Here is a 17915-nt window from a genome sequence, read left to right as displayed (position 1 = left end):
CTAAAAAACAAGCCATGATTACCGGCTGTCCATGGCGAATCCTCACCGCGGGTACCGGAAAGGACATCCCAAAACTGGAGGAGAAATCATGCAACTCGAAGCATACTTTGAAGAAACCAGAGGATTCGGTGTCCTTTCCACCTCCGGTCCGGGAGGAAAGGTCAATGCGGCCGTTTACGGACGTCCCCATTTCATTGATGAAGAAACGGTGGCGTTCATCGCGGCCGACCGTCTGACCCATGCAAATTTGCAGTCCAATTCTTCCGCCGTTTATCTTTTCAAGGAAGAGGGCTCCTATCGGGGCAAACGGCTTTATCTCACGAAAATCGGGGAAGAAAAAGACTCGCCGAGGATCGAGGCAATGCGGCGGAGGAAACATCGGGATGGGGAAGGCGGAGACAAAACAGAATCCAAATTTCTCATCTATTTCAAAGTGGAGCAGGTTCTGCCGCTGATCGGTGAGGGTCCGTGATGCGTGCCGGGCATGATGAAAAAGATCGCATCGTTTAAAAAAAACGCTGAAGATCGATGATCCGCATGACCCGATCATCCGGAGACGGTCGTGCCGGTATGGAAATGGAATGCGGCGGACGGGAGCGGAGATGAGGCATCGAGGGACAAGGCATAAAACGGGATCTTCCGCACTCATTACTCTTTTCGTCCTTCTGCCGTGCTTCGCGCTCGTCCTGCCCGCCTCCACGGTTCTGAGTGCCGCTCCACAGGTGGACATTGGGAGTGTTGACGGCGTTCTCGACCTGACATCCCACGATTTTCAGTCCGACGGAACGGTAAAACTCGACTGCAAATGGGAATTCTTCTGGAACAGGCTCCTCGAACCGGGATCGAAGGAGTGGAGCGGGATTTCACCGGACCATGCCTACTATCCCGTCCCGCTCTTCTGGACCGCATACCCGGGCCGCAATTATCCGTCCACCGGTTATGGAACATACAGGCTCATCATCAGGACCTCGGGGAAAGACGGAAACCTCGCGCTGAAAACCCCGGAAATCTTCACCGAGTACAGGTTGTGGATCAACGGCGAGCTCGTGGACCAGCACGGGACAATCGCGGGGAAAGAGATCCGGTTCCTCAAGCCCGCCGTCTATCCGATTCACACGGATTCAAAGGATGTTGAAATCGTTCTTCAGGTCGGGAACCGCTCGCATGGAAACGCCGGGATCGGCCAGAGCTTCACGTTCGGCACGGAATCCCTGGTGTACCGGGAACAGATATTCAGCATCTCCCTGGAGATGATCCTGATCGCCGTCTGCCTGTTCGCCGGCCTCTATCATACGGTCATTTACATCTTCCGGAGAGAGGAGAAGGAGCTCCTCTACTTCGGGCTTTTCTGCATGATCGTCGCCGTCAGAACCCTGTACACGGGCAACACGCTGATCTCCCATCTTTTCCCGGGACTGCCGTTCGGGAGCGGATCCAGGATCGCCACGGCCGTCATCCCTCTTGCCGTATTGACGTTTCAGGCATTTGTCTTCCATTTTTTGAAAAACCTCGTGCCGATGATCCCCTTCATCGTTCTCACGGCCGTTCACGCGATCTATCTTTTCCTGGTGTTTACGACGACGACCCTGTTTTATTCCACGCTCTTCACCTATTATCTGTTCGCCATTGTGGCGAGCCTTGTTTTCGTCGTCGGGATCAATCTTTATGCAATGGCGAAGAGGGCTCCCTACTCCAGGCTCTTTTTCGCCGGCTTTTTCTTTGTCATTGCAGGCACGGCAAACGACATCCTTCACTACCTGCAGGTCATCAACACCGGCTATTACCTTGCCCTTTTCTTCTCCGCCTTCATCGTAGCGGAGTCCATCATGCTTGCCGTAAAGTTCTCCCGGGAACACCGGATGATTGCCGAGCTCTCCGAAAAACTGAAGGCCCTCGACAGACTGAAGGATGAATTCCTGGCCAACACCTCCCACGAGCTCCGTACGCCCCTGAACGGCATCATCGGGATCGCCGAATCCCTCATGGACGGCGCGACCGGGACCCTGCCCGAGAAAACCCGCCGGAACCTCGGGCTCATCGTTTCCAGCGGGAAGCGGCTCTACAGCCTGATCAACGACATCCTCGATTTCTCCAAGCTGAGGCACAACGACATCGAACTGCGGAAAACGCCGGTTGACATGCGGCAGCTGGTTTCCATCGTCATCACGGTCATGAAGACATCGATGACCCGTAGAGACCTCGACCTGCGGAATGAAATACCCGAGGACGCACCGCTGGTGGAAGGCGACGAGAACAGGCTGCTGCAGATCCTGTACAACCTCATCGGCAATGCCGTTAAGTTTACAGACAGCGGCTATGTGAAGATTTCTTCGGCGGTGCACGGGAACAGCATAGAGATATCCGTGGAAGACACCGGGATCGGCATTGAAAGCGGCAGGCTGGAGGCCATCTTCACGTCGTTTGAACAGGCGGACGGTTCCATATCGAGGGAATACGGTGGCACCGGCCTGGGGCTTCCCATTACCAGGAATCTCGTCGAGCTTCACGGCGGAACGATCCGGGTCGAATCGGAGCCGGGGAAGGGATCGCGTTTCACCTTCACGCTGCCCGGGGTCGTGGACCGGGACGCCGCGGAGACGGTTTCCATATCGCCGCTCGTGATGAAGGATTCAGGTCCCGCGGAAGAAAACGGTCACGATCTCATTCGGGGCAGCGATCACGAAGGACACCACGAAAAGATCCTGGTTGTGGACGACGAGGCGGTGAATATCCAGGTGCTCCTGAACCATCTGGCCGTCAGGAAGTACAGGACCGACTACGCCTCCAGCGGGATGGAGGCCGTCGAAAAGATTGAAAACGGAAACTACGACCTGGTTCTCCTGGACATCATGATGCCCAGGATGTCCGGGTATGAGGTGTGCGAGAAGGTCCGCGAGACATACACGGCTTACGAACTGCCGATTATCGTCCTGACGGCCAAGAACCGGATGGCCGACATCGTGGCGGCCTTCGATGCGGGAGCCAACGACTATCTGATCAAGCCGCTGGACAGGGTTGAGCTCTTTGCCCGGATGGAGACGCAGCTCTCGCTCAAGTATGCGGTAAGAGACGCCCTCGAAAATGCCAGGCTGGCCAATACGGACCATCTCACCGGCATCTACAACCGCAGGTTCTTCCTGAATTCCGGGAACCGGGAATTCGGCAGGACGCGGATCCGGGGGGGGGACATGTCCGTGATCATGCTCGATATCGACGATTTCAAGTCCATCAACGACCGTTTCGGCCATGACGCCGGCGACAGGGCAATTCGGGAGTTGGCGTCACTGATCGCTACGAACCTGAGAAGCAACGATATTCCCGCAAGATACGGCGGGGATGAGTTCGTGATCCTCCTCCCCGGCACGGGGCCGGACGAGGCGTCTACGGTGGCCGAGAAGATCCGCGGGATCGTCGCCGCATGCGGCATCGACGTCTGCGGGGCCGCGAATCTGACCTTTACGACCAGCGTGGGTGTTTCATCGTACCGGCCCGACTCTGCATCATTCGATGAAATCCTGAAGGAAGCCGATGCGATGCTCTATGTCTCCAAGACGGAGGGCAGAAACAGGGTCACCGTCCACAGGGCCGCGACGGAAGGACACTGACGCAGCGGGCGGGATTCTTTTCAGGGAATCTTCTGCGAGCCGTTCCTTCTTTCCGTTGCCGGAACCGTCGTGCAAGATTTTGCAATCGCCGGTGCCGAATCTTACATAAACCACTTCCTCGATTTTCCTGAACATTTTTCTTTCTCTCCTTTCAGGGCCTGCAAGGCCTTGTGCAACATCCTGCAAATTCCTGCCCCTGATATTCTCTTATCCAAGTAAATTCAGCATGATGGACATGAATCGGATCTGGCACACAAGATGCTCCTGCCGTGCCTGAGCGGCTTTGTGAACGAGCCCAATCTTGAACGGCAATGCTGAAGGAGGAGTACGATGGATCTGAATCTGAGTCAGGAACAGAAACTGCTGCACGACACCATTTACAAGTTTGCGAAAGAAGAATGGGAGCCGCGGACCGTCGAGATCGACGACTCGAACCGCTTTCCCATGTGGCTCTGGGATCGCTTCCGCAAAGAGGGCTGGTGCGGGATGATGATCCCGAAGGAATACGGCGGCGCCGGGCTTACCCTGCTGGACACGTGCATCGCCCTGGAAGCGGCGACGCACGCGGGCGGCGATATCGGCTCGACGCTGGCCTGGGCGACCCACCTCTCCATCGGCAGCGTCCCGCTTCTGATCTGTGGAAATGACGAGCAGAAGAAAGCATACCTGCCCAAGATGGCCCTGGGCGAATGGATGAGCTGCTTCATGCTGACGGAGCCGAACGTCGGGTCCGACGCCGCGGGCGTCGAGACCACCGCCGTCCGCGACGGCGATTTCTACGTTCTCAATGGAACCAAGACATTCATCACCAACGCCTATCGCGCGGATGTCGGCATGATCATGGCGACCACGGACAAGAGCAAGGGTGCCAAGGGCATCACCGCCTTCATTGTCGACATGCACGCCCCCGGAATCAGCGTCAGCGAGCCCTTCGAGAAAATCGGACCGCGCGGCAGCGAGCAGAGCGAGGTTCATTTCGACAACGTGAAGATTCCGGTGAAGAACCGCCTGCTGGAGGAAGGGGACGGGTTCATCAAGGTCGGCGTACAGAATCTCGAATTCGAGAGGACCTGCCTGACGTCCATTTGGACGGGGAACCTGGGATACAACCTCGATCTGGCCATTGCCTACGCCAAGCAGAGGGTGCAGTTCGGCCACCCGATCGTTCAATATGCCCAGATCCGGGAAAAAATCGCCCATCTGAAAATGGATTACGACATCTGCAAGCTGATGATGTACGCCGCCGCATCCAGAAAGTCCGCTGGAAAGCCGGCGCCCCTGGAGGCCACGGAGTTCAAGGTGTTTGCGGGACAGAGCAGCTGCCGCAGCGCGCTGGAGGCGATGCAGATCTTCGGCGGCATGGGCCTGATGAAAGAGATGAAGATCGAACGGTCCCTGCGGGACGCCAAACTGGCACAGATCGGTGCGGGCTCCGAACAGATGCTCCTGGAACTGATCGCGAGGCTCGTGACGGGCACCCGTTCGTTGACGATTTGACGGATCACCGCTGAGAAGGAGTGTGACAAATGAATCGATGGCAGGATCTGTACAAGGAAAAGCTGAAGACCATCCCGGAGGTCATGGCGACCATCCCCAATGGCGCAAAGATCATGTCGGGCATCGGAAACGGCCAGCCGCAGGGACTTCTGAGCGGGCTGGCCCAGTTGGTCAAGCAGGGGAACCACAAGGACCTTTGTTATTTCAACACGCTGGCGGTCATGGGCAATCTCATGGCCGATCCGGCCGTGTCGGGCCTGTGCCACTATCGTGACGCTTATGCCACGATCAACGTCCGCAAGCTGATCCCGACGGGGCTTGTCGAGTACATGCCGACCATGCTGTCGGACGGCCCCGTTGTGCTTGCGGATGAGTATGACACGGTTTTTCAGACGGTCTCGCCGATGGACGAATTCGGCTTCTTCAGCCTGGGGATCGAGCCGGACTATACGTTTCCGGTTATCAAGAGCAGCAGGCCGCACCGCGTGATCTTCGAGGTGAACCGGCACTTTCCCCCCACCTTCGGGCACAACCGGGTGCACATCACGGAAGTGGATGCCATCGTGGAGCACGACTGGCAGATCATTGCCGTTCCCCCCGCCCCGCCCAGCGAGTCGGACATGAAAATCGCCGAAAACATTGTGACGATGATCCCCGACGGGGCCTGCCTGCAGCTCGGGATCGGCGGAACGCCGAACGCCATCGGTACACTCCTGGAGGGCAAGAAGGACCTGGGCATCCACTCGGAGATGATCTGCGACGCCTTCCTCCATTTGTACAAGGTCGGGGCGCTGAACAACAGCAGGAAGAACTTCATGCCCCACCGGGGCGTCGGCACCTTCGTGTTCGGAAGCAAGGAGCTTTATGACTGGGTGACGATGAATCCCGGGATCGAGATGTGGGGGGCGGATTTTGTCAATGACCCGCGCACAGCCTGCAAGAACGACAACCTGATCGCCATCAACGGGATCGTGGAGGCCGATCTGACCGGCCAGTGCGTCTCGGAGGAGATGAACGGCAGGACCTATTCCGGCCTGGGCGGCCAGCAGGATTTCACCCTGGCCGCGTACTGGTCAAACGGCGGGAAGGCGTTCCTGACCCTGGCCGCCTCGCGCATCGACAAGGAAGGGAAGAAGCATTCCAACATCCTGCCCAAGGTGACGGGGACGGTCGGCATGAGCCGATGGAACACCCAGTACGTCGTAACGGAATACGGAGTCGCCAACATGAAAGGGAAAACCGTTCCGGAGCGGGTCGAGGCCATGATCCGGATCGCCGATCCCGATTTTCGGGACGAACTGCGATCCGAAGCGAAGAAAAACAGCTGGATTCGCTGAAGGATCGGGTCCGCGCAAACGTCACCCAACGAGAGAAGGAGTCAAAGGACAATGGATTTCAGTTTCAGTAAGGAAGAGCAACTCATCCGGAAAGCGGCCAGAGAATTCGCGGACAAGAAAATCCTGCCGGTCGCCCAGGACATCCAGCGAAACAACGCGATGCCCGAAGAGATCCTCTCGGGCCTGGCCGAACTGGGCATGTTCGGCATTCCCTTGCCGGAAAAATACGGCGGCGGAGAGGCCGGTTACCTGAGCTATATCCTCGCCCTGGAGCAGCTTTCCAGGGCATCGGCCGGCGTGGGGATGATCATCTCGGTCAATACGGTGGGACAGGCCGTGATCAATGTGTTCGGCACGGAGGAACAAAAGCAGGCCTGTCTTCCCCTGAGTGTGGCCGGCAAGAAGATCATGTCGTTCGCCTTCACGGAACCCGGCACGGGCTCCGATCCCAAGCAGCTCACGACCACCGTGACGAGGGACGGAGACGATTACATCTTGAACGGCACGAAGCGGTTCATCAGCAACGCGGGCTATGAGGGGCCCATGGTCGTCGTCGCCAAAGAGAGCGAGACGGGCAAGGCGACGGCGTTCCTGATCGAGAAGTTCTGCGACGGGTATTCGCTTTCCAAGCCCTGGGAAAAGATCGGCGCCCATGGCGGCGGCCTGTACGACGTCTATTTCAAGGACGTCAGGGTCTCTCCGCAGAACGTGGTGGGGCGAAACGGCGACGGCCTCATGACGCTCAAGACGGCCATGGTTTATGGAAAGATCGGCCTGGCCGGCCTCTTCCTGGGGCGGGCGCTGGCTGCGCTGGAGGACGGCATCCGCTACGCCTCGGAGAAGATGCACCGCGGAGAGCCCATCGGGCGGAAATTCGAGCATATCAAGATCTCGGTGTCCGACATGACGATGAAATACGACGCTGCCAAATGGCACGCCTATCACCTCGGGTGGGCGGCGGATCATTACCGGGATCCGATGCAGCTCGTGAAGGAGGCGGCCCTGTCGAAGGTGTTCGTTGCCGAGACGGCCATCGACATCGCCCGGATCTCCATGGGCATCCACGGCTCCTATGGCCTGATGGCCGATTACCCGATTTCCCACACCTGGGGAGACGTGATCATCGGTCCGCAGGTCGAGGGAACGGCACCACTCCTGAAAGTGCTGGGTGCCGGGGTGATCCTGAACAGTTAACCTTGTCCCCTGCCATCGGAATCATGCGGTCGATCCCTTGAGCGGGGGGATGAATGGGCCAAGCCGGCGGAACCTCTTCCGCCGGCACTTTTTACATGGGAACGAAGGTCCATGGAGCAGCAAGACAATATCCGGTTTGACGCCATCGTCGTCGGGGCGGGGCTGGCGGGGCTTTCCGCCGCCTGGACCCTCGCGACGGAAGGCCTGGAAGTACTGGTGCTCGAGCGGGGCGATTACCCGGGAGCCAAGAACGTCACGGGAGGCCGCCTGTACGTAAGCCCCATCCGGGACCTGTTTCCGGACCTGTGGAGCAAGGCCCCCCTCGAGCGCTTCATTGCCCACGAGGAGATCTGCCTGATGGGCCCCGACCGCTCCCTGACCGTCCGGTACGACGGGCAGGAGCTGTCGCAGGAGCCCCGCCGTAGTTACAGCGTCCTGCGCGGCCGGTTCGACAAGTGGTTTGCCAGGCAGGCCGAGCGCAAGGGCGCCACGATCATCTGCAAGGCCCGCGTGGACGATGTCATCCGCGAGAACGGTCGGGTTGTCGGTGTCGTGGCGGCGGGGGACCGGCTCCTGGCCGACGTCGTGATCGCCTGTGACGGTGTCCTCTCCTTCACCGCCGGAAAGGCCGGGCTGAACAAAACGCCCGAGGCCGGCCACTTCGGCGTCGGAGTGAAGGAAGTGATCGAGATGGACCCCGCCGTGATCGGGGAGCGCTTCAACCTGACCGGGGATGAAGGCGCCGCCCGCCTGTTTCTCGGCGACGTCACGGCGGGAACATTCGGGGGCGGATTCCTCTATACGAACAGGAGCAGCATCAGCCTGGGCGTTGTCCTGGGAATCGGGGCGCTCTCGAGGGACGGGGCGGAGGTTTCTGTGCCCGGGCTCCTGGAGGGCTTCCGGCAGCGGCCCGAGGTCTCCCGGCTGATCCAGGGGGGAGAGACCGTCGAGTACTCCGCACACATGATCCCGGAAGGGGGTCTGAAGGCCATGGGCCGGCTCTTTGGGGACGGCATTCTCGTTGCGGGGGACGCCGCGGGCTTTGCCGTCAATATCGGGATCACCGTCCGGGGGATGGAATACGCCATGGCATCGGGATATTACGCCGCCCGGGCCGTGATCGAGGCCCGAAAAAAGAATGACTTCGCCGCCTCAACCCTGTCGGTCTATGAGAAGATGCTGAACGACAGTTTTGTCCTGAAAGATTTCAAGAGCTTCCGGGATTCCCTCAACGTTCTCGAATACCCGCCGCTGTACGGTCGGTATCCCGGCCGGATTCTCGGGCTCGTGAAGGACCTTTATGAAATACCGGCGGGGCCGAAAGCCCGCATATTCGCCACTGTCAGGAATCATTTCGGGGTGCACGAATTGTGGGAGGCGGCCTCCCTGTGCCGGAGGATGATGAAGCTATGAGCGACCTGAAGGCCAAGCTGGCATTGGATGTTTTCAAGGAAGACAAAGAGTTCCCCATTGCCATTCGGAAGGGAAAGGAGCGGGACCCCCGCCTGAGGAAAATGGTCCGGATCTGCCCCGCCGGCCTGTACCGCGAGGATGCCTCGGGGGCGGTCACCATGAGCGAGGATGGTTGCCTGGAGTGCGGGACGTGCCTGAGGGTGTGCGGCGGGGATGTGCTGGACTGGCGGTATCCGAACGGCGGTGCGGGCGTTCAGTTCCGGTTCGGCTGAAAGCCAGGTTCGACGCGTCGGCGCGTTCGCAGGAAAAGCACCGGGCGGGGCGGAGAGCCAATTTCCTGCGTCCGGTCGTGATCCATAAGAGGAGGTTTGATCGTGAAGATTGTTGTTGCCATGAAGCAGATTCCCGACCTGCAGCAGATCCGGATCCGGAATCGCCGGCCGGTAATGGAGGATGTTCCCATGACGCTCGGGAAAATCGACCGGAACGCCCTCGAAGAGGGACTGAGGATCCGGGAAGCCCTGGGGAATGACAGCCGCGTCATCGTCGTGTCGGCGGGGACCCCGGATGCCGGGGAAACCGTCAAGGAAGCGCTGGCCGCCGGGGCCGACGAGGCCTTCATCATTGTGGACGATGGTGCCGGTGCATGGGAAAGCTCCGTCAGCGCCGCCCTCCTGGCCGAAGCGGTCAGGAGAATCGGTGCAGTGGACATGCTCCTCTTCGGCGAAGGCAGCGGCGACAACTATTCGGGACAGACAGGGCCGAGGGTGGCCGAGATCCTCGATCTGCCACAGGTCGGCTATGCGGGCCGTGTGGAGACGGACGGCCGGACGGCGCGGGTCAACCGGGTGCTGGAGGACTGCGAGGAGACCGTCGAAGCGGCACTGCCCGTCGTCATCGGCATCATGGGGGACATCAATGAGCCGCGGATCCCGTCCGTCACCCAGATCCTGAAGGCCGGGAGAAAGCCCGTGAAAGTCTTGGAAGCGTCCGATCTGGCCGTGGATACGGGCAGGCAGCGGATCGAAACGGTGAGCAACCTGGCACCGGAGACCTCTCGCAGGCACGAACCGGTGAAGACCTGCGCGGACCTGCGCGCCGTACTCGAAAAGGAAGGATTTCTGGGGAGGTAGAACATGGCGGGAATCATCGTATACAGCGATCGGGACCGGCTTGCGTTTGAGCTTCTGTCGGCGGCCCGATCCATCGCAGAGCATACTGGGGCCGCCGTGAAGGCGGTCAGCATCAACAATCCGAATCAGGCGGAGGCCCTGGCCGGCAGGGGAGCCGAGGTCTGCCGGATCGATGGCGGAGACATCCGGCTCGAAGACCCGGCATCCGTGGCCCGGGCCCTGCGCAGGGCCGTCGAGGCCCTTAATGCGGATGTCGTCCTCCTCTCCTCGAACCGGCGGGGAAAGGAACTGGCGGGGCGTCTGGCCCAGATGCTCGACGCAGGATGCCTGACCGACGTCAGCGCCCTGGAGGTCCGGTCTGGCAGGATCGAGTGCACGCGGAATGCCCTGGGAGGGGCCACTGTCGCCGTCCAGGCTGTGACAACCCCGAAGAAGGTGATTGCCCTGGCGGCCAAGGCGTTTGTGGCCGCCCCGGAAGGCGCCGGCCGGGTTGTCGACCTGTCCGTGGACGTCAAAGGCTCCGGCATCCGGCTTCAGGAATCCCGCCCGAGGGCCGGGGATGCAGTCCAGATCGAGACGGCCCCCGTTCTTGTGGCGGTGGGGTGCGGAATGGAGAACCGGGACGATCTGGCGACCGTGGACAGGATCGCCGCCGCCCTGAAAGGCGAGGTCGCCTGTTCAAAACCCGTGGCCACGGACCGGAAGTGGCTTTCGGAAGACCGGGTCATCGGGCTTTCCGGGAAAATCTGCAAGCCGGAGCTGGCGCTCCTGCTGGGCATCTCCGGCCAGGTTCAGTTCATGGTCGGGATCCGCGATGCCGGAACGATCGTCGCAGTCAACCGTGACGAGAACGCCAATGCCATGCAATCGGCGGACTATGTGATGACCGCGGACCTGAAGGATATTCTTCGGGAACTTGCCGAGACGCTGGAGGGAGGGGCGCATTGATCCAACCGCCCGGCCGGGTATGGGACAGAACGGGAAACTTCATATTGGGGTCCATCCGCAGATATGCTATGACGGGTTCCAACGATCGAACGGGAAGCGAACCGTGGATATCCAGAAGATAGAACTGCCCAGGCCGAAGAATTTTCAGGAAAGCATCCTTGAAAGCATCGGCATCGGCATCATCCTGACCGATCTGAACGGGAATGTCCTGGCCTTCAACAAAACCGCCGAAGAGATGTGGGAAGTCCGGAAAGCGGAGTTGATGGGCAAATCATTTCTGCTTTGCCTCGCGGAACACGAACGGGCCAGGATGAACCGGACCTTCGAATATGCCATCCGGACGGAGCAGGGCATCAAGGCCACGAGGGTCGTGTTCCAGAACCATGCGGGAACGATACTCGACATCAACTGCTTTGCCACCCTGTGCCGGGACGCCGCGGGCGGGAAGCTCGGCGTGATCATGTGGACGCAGGACATCAGCGAGGAGAAGAAGCTGGAGGCCGAGGTCCAGAGGGCGGACCGGCTGGCCGCCCTCGGGCAGCTGTCCCTCGGCATCTCCCACGAGATCCGGACGCCTCTGGGGACGATCAAGGCGCTGGCCACGCTGGTGAAGGAGAGGATCAAAGGGGACGAGAAGAGCGAGACCTACCTGAACATGATCGTAAGCCAGGTGGACCGGCTGGACAAGCTCAGCCGCGAGCTTCTGGCCTATGCGGGCAAATCGAACCTCGGCGTCTCCTCTCTGAACGTCGCGGAGCTTCTCAAAAAAGTCATTTATCTCGGGAAATTGAACAACCCGCTCAGGAAAACCCGGATGGAGGAGGACCTCGCCCCGGATCTGCCGGCCATTCACGGGGACCAGGAAATGCTCATGCAGGCATTCCTCAACCTGATGATCAATGCGATGGAGGCCACCGGGGACGACGACCGGATCCAGGTCAAGGCGTTCTCCGAGGATGACTGGATCGTGGTTCAGATCACGGATTCAGGGAAGGGGATCCCCGCCGACTGCCTGGACCGGATCTTCGATCCTTTCTATACGACCAAGGACAGTGGAACGGGCCTCGGCCTCTCCATCGCGCATACGACCGTCAGCAAGCACGGCGGGCACATCGAGGTTGCCTCCGACCGGAACAGCGGAACGGTGTTTACGGTCAGGCTGCCCGTGAAAAAAGGGTACTGAGGAAGAATGGACGCATCTCCCATTCTGGTCGTGGAAGACGACGTCAGCATGCTGTTCGTCCTCGACGAATGCCTCAAGGGGAGGAACTACGCAACGCTCCTGGCCCGTGACGGGCAGGAGGCCCTCGATCTCTTTGCCGCCCATTCCCCCAGCATCGTTCTTTTGGATTTGAAGATCCCCAAGATCGCCGGCTTGGACGTCCTGCAGAAAATAAAGGAAAAAAGTCCGGAGACGATCGTCATCATCCTGACAGGAAACGCCACCATCAACATCGCCGTCGAGGCAATGAAGAAAGGCGCCTACGACTTCATCACGAAACCGTTCGAAGTGGACAATCTCCTGTCCGTCATCGAGAAGGCCGCCCGGAAGTGGAAGGTCGCCTATGAAAACCTGCTGGCCCAGAGCGACGACCGCCTGATTTCTCCCGGCATCTATTTTTCGGACATTTCCTGCGGGGCGAAAAAGCTCGATTCGTTCATCGATCAGATCGCCCTGTCCGATTCCCCGATCCTGATCGAAGGGGAAAGCGGAACGGGGAAAAGCCTGATTGCGAGAGAGATTCACGACCGGAGTCTCCGCCGGGGCGGTCCCTTCGTCCGGGTGGACTGCGCCACGCTGCCGAGCAGTCTCGTGGAGAGCGAGCTGTTCGGGTACGAGAAGGGGGCGTTTACCGGGGCCTCCAGCCAGAAGCAGGGAAAAATCGAACGGGCCGACGGGGGTACGCTTTTCCTGGACGAGATCAGCCTTCTGGATTTCAGCGCCCAGGCTGCGCTCCTCAGCCTGATCCAGAACCTGGAGTTCGAGCGGGTGGGAGGCAACCGTCTTCACAAGGTGGATATGCGGATCATCGCCGCCAGCAACCAGAACCTCCAGGAAATGCTGAAGCAGAAAACCTTCCGCCAGGACCTGTACTACCGCCTGAACGTGTTCACCCTGGTCATGCCGAGGCTCAAGGATCGCGCCGGGGACATCATCCCCCTGGCCTATTTCTTCATCAACAAATACGGTTCGCGAAAAGGCGTCTCCCTCTCCACGGAAGCCGCGATGAAGCTCACTTCCTACGAGTGGCCGGGCAACATCCGGGAACTGGAGAACGTCATCAAGAGGGCGCTCATCCTGATGGGGCAGGATCCGGTGATCGAGATCAGCCACCTCCCGCTGGAGTTGAACCAGGGATACTGGGCCTTCCGGGAATTGAACCTGGGATTGAACGAGATTCTCGAGACGACGGAAAAACATGCCATCGAGCAGGCGCTGGTCGAGAACAACCTGAACATCGAGAAGTGTGCCCAGGCCTTGAAGATGCCCAAGAGGACCCTGTATTACCGAATCAAGAAGCTGAACATCGATCTCGGTGCCATGTCCCCGCTCAAGGGACCGTAGGACAGCGGACCGCGGCCCCGGCGAAGGCGGCCGGGAACAACCGGGGACCGGGCTTGACACCTGGTCCCTGTCATTGATTGGAGGCGCTTGAACGAAATGAACCGCGGGGCGGGTGGCGCGAATAACGGCAGCCGCGAAGACCAATCGACAGCCCGGGGGAAGCAGGACTGGCTCGGGCGCATCGACTTCCGGCAGATGGTGGAAGATCTCCAGGTGATCGTATGCGCCTACGACATCGACGGCTTCATCTACCTGAACCCGGTCGGCGAAAAGATGACGGGCTATTCGCTGGAGGAGGTCCGGGGAAAGCGATTCTGGGAGGTGACGCACCCCGATGACGCCGCCTGGATCAAGCCGCGCGGGCTGGCCAGGCTTCACGGCGAGGCGGTTCCTCCGACGCGTGAATTCAGGCTCATCAAGAAAAACGGCGAGGTGATGTGGGTCAATGTGTTCTGGCTGATCACCCCGTGGCGCGGGAAGAACACCATCGTGATGGCCTGTGTGGACGTCACGGAGAACAAGCGCCTGACCGGGGAACTGCAGGCGTCGCAAAGCGAGCTGGAACGGCGCGTGAAGGAGAGGACGGAGGAGCTGAACCGGAAGAACAAGGAGCTGATGCTCCTCAACCAGAATCTCGGCAACATCCTCCGAAACATCTCCGACGGCGTGGCCACCGTGAACCAGGACGGCGACGTTCTCCTGCTGAACGCATTCCTCGACCGTGCATCGGGTCCTGCCGCCGAAGAGATCAAGCGGCGGCTTTCGCACATGATCCTGAAGGAAAGCGACAGCATCCTGAACGGGATGCTCCGGGAAAAGAAGTCTTTCAGCGACGAGGAAATCCTCTTCCCGACGTCGGAAGGCTCCCTGAACCTGCTGGTTTCGGGGACCCCGATCCTGGACGAGGACGGGACGGTCCAGAGCGGCGTCATCGTTCTCAGGCCGATGAAGGACGTGCACCGGCTGGTCCAGCGATTCAGCGGCTACCGGGCGACGTTCTGTTTCAAAGACATCATCACCCGGGACCCGATCATGCTGGCCCTGATCGAGAATGCAAAGAACACCGCCCTGGGCGACAGCAGCGTCGTGATCGAGGGCGCGAGCGGCACGGGAAAGGAGCTCTTCGCGCAGGCCATCCACAACTACGGGCCCAGGAGCCGGGGGCCCTTCATCGCCGTGAACTGCGGCGCCATCCCGAGGGAGCTGATCGCCAGCGAGCTGTTCGGATACGCCGAGGGCGCCTTCACCGGGGCCAAGAAAAGCGGCAATCCCGGCAAGTTCGAGCTGGCCTCGGGAGGAACCCTGTTTCTGGATGAAATCGGCGACATGTCCCTCGATCAGCAGGTCGCTCTGCTCCGGGTCATCCAGGAGAAGAAACTGACCCGCATCGGCGGGCACGACGCCATTCCCGTCGACGTCCGCATCATCTGCGCGACCAACAGGGACCTCTACAGCGAGATGAGGGCCGGAAGCTTCCGGAGCGACCTGTATTACCGTCTGAACGTCATCAACATCAAGATCCCGCCGCTGAAGGAGCGGCGCGGGGACATCATGCTTCTCTTCCACCACTTCATGAAAACGGCGGAAAAGAAGGCGAACCGGAAGAGCAGCAGGATCAACTCCGACGTCGAGAAGCATCTGGTCCGTTACGGATGGCCCGGAAACGTCCGGGAACTGCAGAACGTGGTCGAGCGCATGGTGAACGGAACGGCGGGCAGCTCCCTGGAGATGGAGCATCTGCCGCAGGATATCCGGATGGCCGACCCGTCCTCCGCTTCACCCCCCGGAGCGGCACTGGATGCGGCCGGTCCGGCGGACCCCATCGACGTCGAGGCGGCCCGCATGCGATTCCGGCAGAAGTCGGGTGAGATCGAGAAGAGGCAGATCATGGGGCTCCTGGAGATCCATCACGGCAATATCAGCCGGGCCGCCCGAGAGATCGGGCTATCCCGCACCACCCTGTACAAGAAGATCAGGCGCTACAACGCGGACAAGGCGTGAGAACGTCCGGCCGCCGAAGAGTGTTCATTTAGTGTCAATGGGCTGTTCACATATGGACGCTGTATTTACGGAACGGCCACACTCCGTTTTGTCTCCACTTTCATAGATCCCTTCGAATACAACCGGATGCGCAATTGAATCGGCTTCGGAGACGATGGCACATCCCTTGCCATTGGGTGTGCAGTCGATCGATTGCAGCCTTTCCCGGGCAGGGCATCGTGTAACGGTGCCCCCGAATGCAATGAATCTGCGAGGCCGCAGGCAGGATGGGAATAGTGTGCATGTGAATGTTTCCAGATCGTAAGAGAACCAGCGCCGCATGCGTTGCGGAAAGGAGATCCGGATGGAAAAATACATGGATGCGGATAAGCGAATGACCGCGCCCGAGGCCGTCGGGAGGTTTGTCAACAACGGAGAATCCTTCGTCTTTGCCAACTGTCTCTATTCCATGCCGCTGGCGCTGACCCACGAGCTGATCCGGCAGCGGAAGAAGAACCTGATGGCATTTCAGCAGGGCGGCATCGAGGAAATCGACCAGCTCATCCTGAGCAGTGTGATCGATCGCGTCGTCATGGCCTACAATTTCAGGGCCGGAGGTCCCAGGATCGTCACCCCGCTCGATCGAGCCATCAAGGAGGGGCAGGTCGTCGTTGAGGAGATGACGAATCACACCCTGCTGTCCATGATGAAGGCCGGGGCCATGGGGTATCCTTTCCTGCCCGTCCTGCCGGGCATCAAGGTCACCGATGTGGTGCAACAAAAAGGATTTCTGGGCGACCAGCGTTTTGCCGGGATCAAGGACCCGTTCACCGGCCGGGACATGCTGGTCGTCAAGGGGTACAATCCCGATTTTGCCCTGATGCATGTGCAGCGGGCCGACAAGGCGGGAAACGGGCAGCTCTGGGGGGCCATGATCAACAGCAAGTGGGCGGCCCTGGCGGCAAAAAAGGTGATCCTTTCATGTGAGGAGATCGTCGACAGGGACGTGATCATGTCTTCCCCCCACCTGACCATCGTCCCTTCGCACAAGGTCTGCGCCGTCGTACACTGTCCCTGGGGAGCGCATCCTTCCGAGGTGCTGGGGCATTACGACTATGATTTCCCCTTTCGGGCTCTCTTCTTCGGGTCCTGCGCAAACCCGGATGCGGCAACGATGTGGTTCGACGAATGGGTTCACAGCGTGGCGGACCGGCAGGAATACATCGAGAAGTATGTCCGAAAGTTCGGCAGGGACACCCTCGATGCCTTCCGGGCCAGGCCGTTCAAGAGCGTTCCCGCCGATTACGGATCAACGTTTTCCCTCGACTGGGACGATCAGGGATACTCGAAGAGCATGGGCATGACCATGCAGGAATTCGTCGCCATGCTGGACGGGAAAGGAGCTTTGATCGATGGCAACTAAATATACGATTCAGGAGCTGATTGTTTCCAGGGCTGCCAAGGAGCTGAAGGACAGGGAGTTTGTCGTCATCGGCCAGGGAATCGCCATGGCCGCGGGCGTCCTGGCGCGGAAGACCCACGCCCCCAACGCGGTGATCCTCACCGAGGCGGGACTCCTGGGGATCGACCCGTTCAAGGTCCCGCTGCACATTGCCGATCCCACCTGCACCCGCGGATTCACGTATTCCTGCGACATGATCGACATCTTCACCACAATTCTGAACCAGGGCTACGTAGATGTGACGTTTCTCGGGGTCGGCCAGATCGACCGGTACGGCAACATGAACAGCAGCTACCTGGGTGAGCCCGGCAACTACGCCACCCGCATGACCGGTGCCGGGGGGGCCCCGGAGTTCATCGGCTACGCCGGCCGGGCCATCCTCACCATGAGCGGCGGCACCTTCGTGGAAAAGCTGGACTACTTCACGTCTCCCGGGTATCTGGATGGCGGCGAATCTCGCTACGCGGCGGGGATGCCCGCGGGATCCGGGCCGAGTGTGCTCATCACGACCCGGGGTGTCTTCAAGTTCGACAAGGTCACGAAGGAAATGTACCTGGCGGGGCTCCACCCCGGGGCGGCCTTGGATGAAATCCGGGCGGAAGTGCCCTGGGACCTGAAGATTGCTGATCATCTGGAAACGACACCGGCGCCCACGGAAGAGGAGATCGCCATCCTCCGCAATTTCGCACCGGATGTCACCATGGGACGGAAGCTGCAGCTCGAAGTCGTGATGAAGCAGGTTTTCAATCTCCTTTCAAAAGGAGCCTGATCCCGGAATGG

Annotated in this window: 14 protein-coding genes; all 14 read left to right on the top strand. The window is 59.9% G+C overall.

Translation table 11 applies throughout. The annotated features are described in order from the left end of the window. Positions 1 to 88 precede the first annotated feature (88 nt). Complete coding sequence (locus PLO63_16385; protein ID HOI75724.1) at positions 89 to 472, top strand: pyridoxamine 5'-phosphate oxidase family protein; 384 nt, start codon at positions 89 to 91, stop codon at positions 470 to 472. A gap of 250 nt (positions 473 to 722) precedes the next feature. Further along, the gene (locus PLO63_16380) at positions 723 to 3605 is read left to right on the top strand and encodes a diguanylate cyclase (protein HOI75723.1); all 2883 of its coding nucleotides are present in this window, start codon (positions 723 to 725) and stop codon (positions 3603 to 3605) included. A 330-nt stretch (positions 3606 to 3935) separates the two neighbouring features. Further along, positions 3936 to 5102, top strand: coding sequence for an acyl-CoA dehydrogenase family protein (locus PLO63_16375; protein ID HOI75722.1), 1167 nt, complete (start codon positions 3936 to 3938; stop codon positions 5100 to 5102). 29 nt (positions 5103 to 5131) lie between these two features. Then, complete coding sequence (locus PLO63_16370) at positions 5132 to 6439, top strand: acetyl-CoA hydrolase/transferase C-terminal domain-containing protein (protein ID HOI75721.1); 1308 nt, start codon at positions 5132 to 5134, stop codon at positions 6437 to 6439. Between the two features lie 51 nt (positions 6440 to 6490). Continuing rightward, on the top strand, positions 6491 to 7633 hold the full coding sequence (locus tag PLO63_16365) for an acyl-CoA dehydrogenase family protein (GenBank protein ID HOI75720.1): 1143 nt from the start codon (positions 6491 to 6493) through the stop codon (positions 7631 to 7633). A gap of 111 nt (positions 7634 to 7744) precedes the next feature. Next, a complete protein-coding gene (locus tag PLO63_16360; protein ID HOI75719.1) occupies positions 7745 to 9046 on the top strand; it encodes an FAD-dependent oxidoreductase in 1302 nt (433 codons plus the stop codon). Beyond that, positions 9043 to 9318 (top strand): 4Fe-4S dicluster domain-containing protein, encoded by a 276-nt coding sequence (locus PLO63_16355; GenBank protein HOI75718.1) that lies wholly within the window; start codon positions 9043 to 9045, stop codon positions 9316 to 9318. Before PLO63_16360 ends, PLO63_16355 begins: the two co-directional genes overlap by 4 nt. A 102-nt stretch (positions 9319 to 9420) precedes the next feature. After that, the gene (locus PLO63_16350) at positions 9421 to 10179 is read left to right on the top strand and encodes an electron transfer flavoprotein subunit beta/FixA family protein (GenBank protein ID HOI75717.1); all 759 of its coding nucleotides are present in this window, start codon (positions 9421 to 9423) and stop codon (positions 10177 to 10179) included. Positions 10180 to 10182: 3 nt separating this feature from the next. Next, on the top strand, positions 10183 to 11127 hold the full coding sequence (locus PLO63_16345) for an electron transfer flavoprotein subunit alpha/FixB family protein (GenBank protein ID HOI75716.1): 945 nt from the start codon (positions 10183 to 10185) through the stop codon (positions 11125 to 11127). A 103-nt stretch (positions 11128 to 11230) separates the two neighbouring features. Then, positions 11231 to 12310, top strand: coding sequence for an ATP-binding protein (locus PLO63_16340; protein HOI75715.1), 1080 nt, complete (start codon positions 11231 to 11233; stop codon positions 12308 to 12310). 6 nt (positions 12311 to 12316) lie between these two features. Beyond that, the gene (locus PLO63_16335) at positions 12317 to 13693 is read left to right on the top strand and encodes a sigma-54 dependent transcriptional regulator (GenBank protein HOI75714.1); all 1377 of its coding nucleotides are present in this window, start codon (positions 12317 to 12319) and stop codon (positions 13691 to 13693) included. A 96-nt stretch (positions 13694 to 13789) separates the two neighbouring features. After that, on the top strand, positions 13790 to 15694 hold the full coding sequence (locus tag PLO63_16330; GenBank protein ID HOI75713.1) for a sigma 54-interacting transcriptional regulator: 1905 nt from the start codon (positions 13790 to 13792) through the stop codon (positions 15692 to 15694). A 343-nt stretch (positions 15695 to 16037) separates the two neighbouring features. Then, positions 16038 to 17096, top strand: coding sequence for a CoA-transferase (locus tag PLO63_16325; protein HOI75712.1), 1059 nt, complete (start codon positions 16038 to 16040; stop codon positions 17094 to 17096). Next, on the top strand, positions 17086 to 17904 hold the full coding sequence (locus PLO63_16320; GenBank protein ID HOI75711.1) for a CoA-transferase: 819 nt from the start codon (positions 17086 to 17088) through the stop codon (positions 17902 to 17904). Before PLO63_16325 ends, PLO63_16320 begins: the two co-directional genes overlap by 11 nt. The last annotated feature ends 11 nt before the right edge of the window (positions 17905 to 17915 follow it).

This window comes from Syntrophales bacterium (assembly GCA_035363115.1).
Classification (GTDB): domain Bacteria; phylum Desulfobacterota; class Syntrophia; order Syntrophales; family PHBD01; genus PHBD01.
This window is presented reverse-complemented; position numbering and strand designations above follow the sequence as displayed.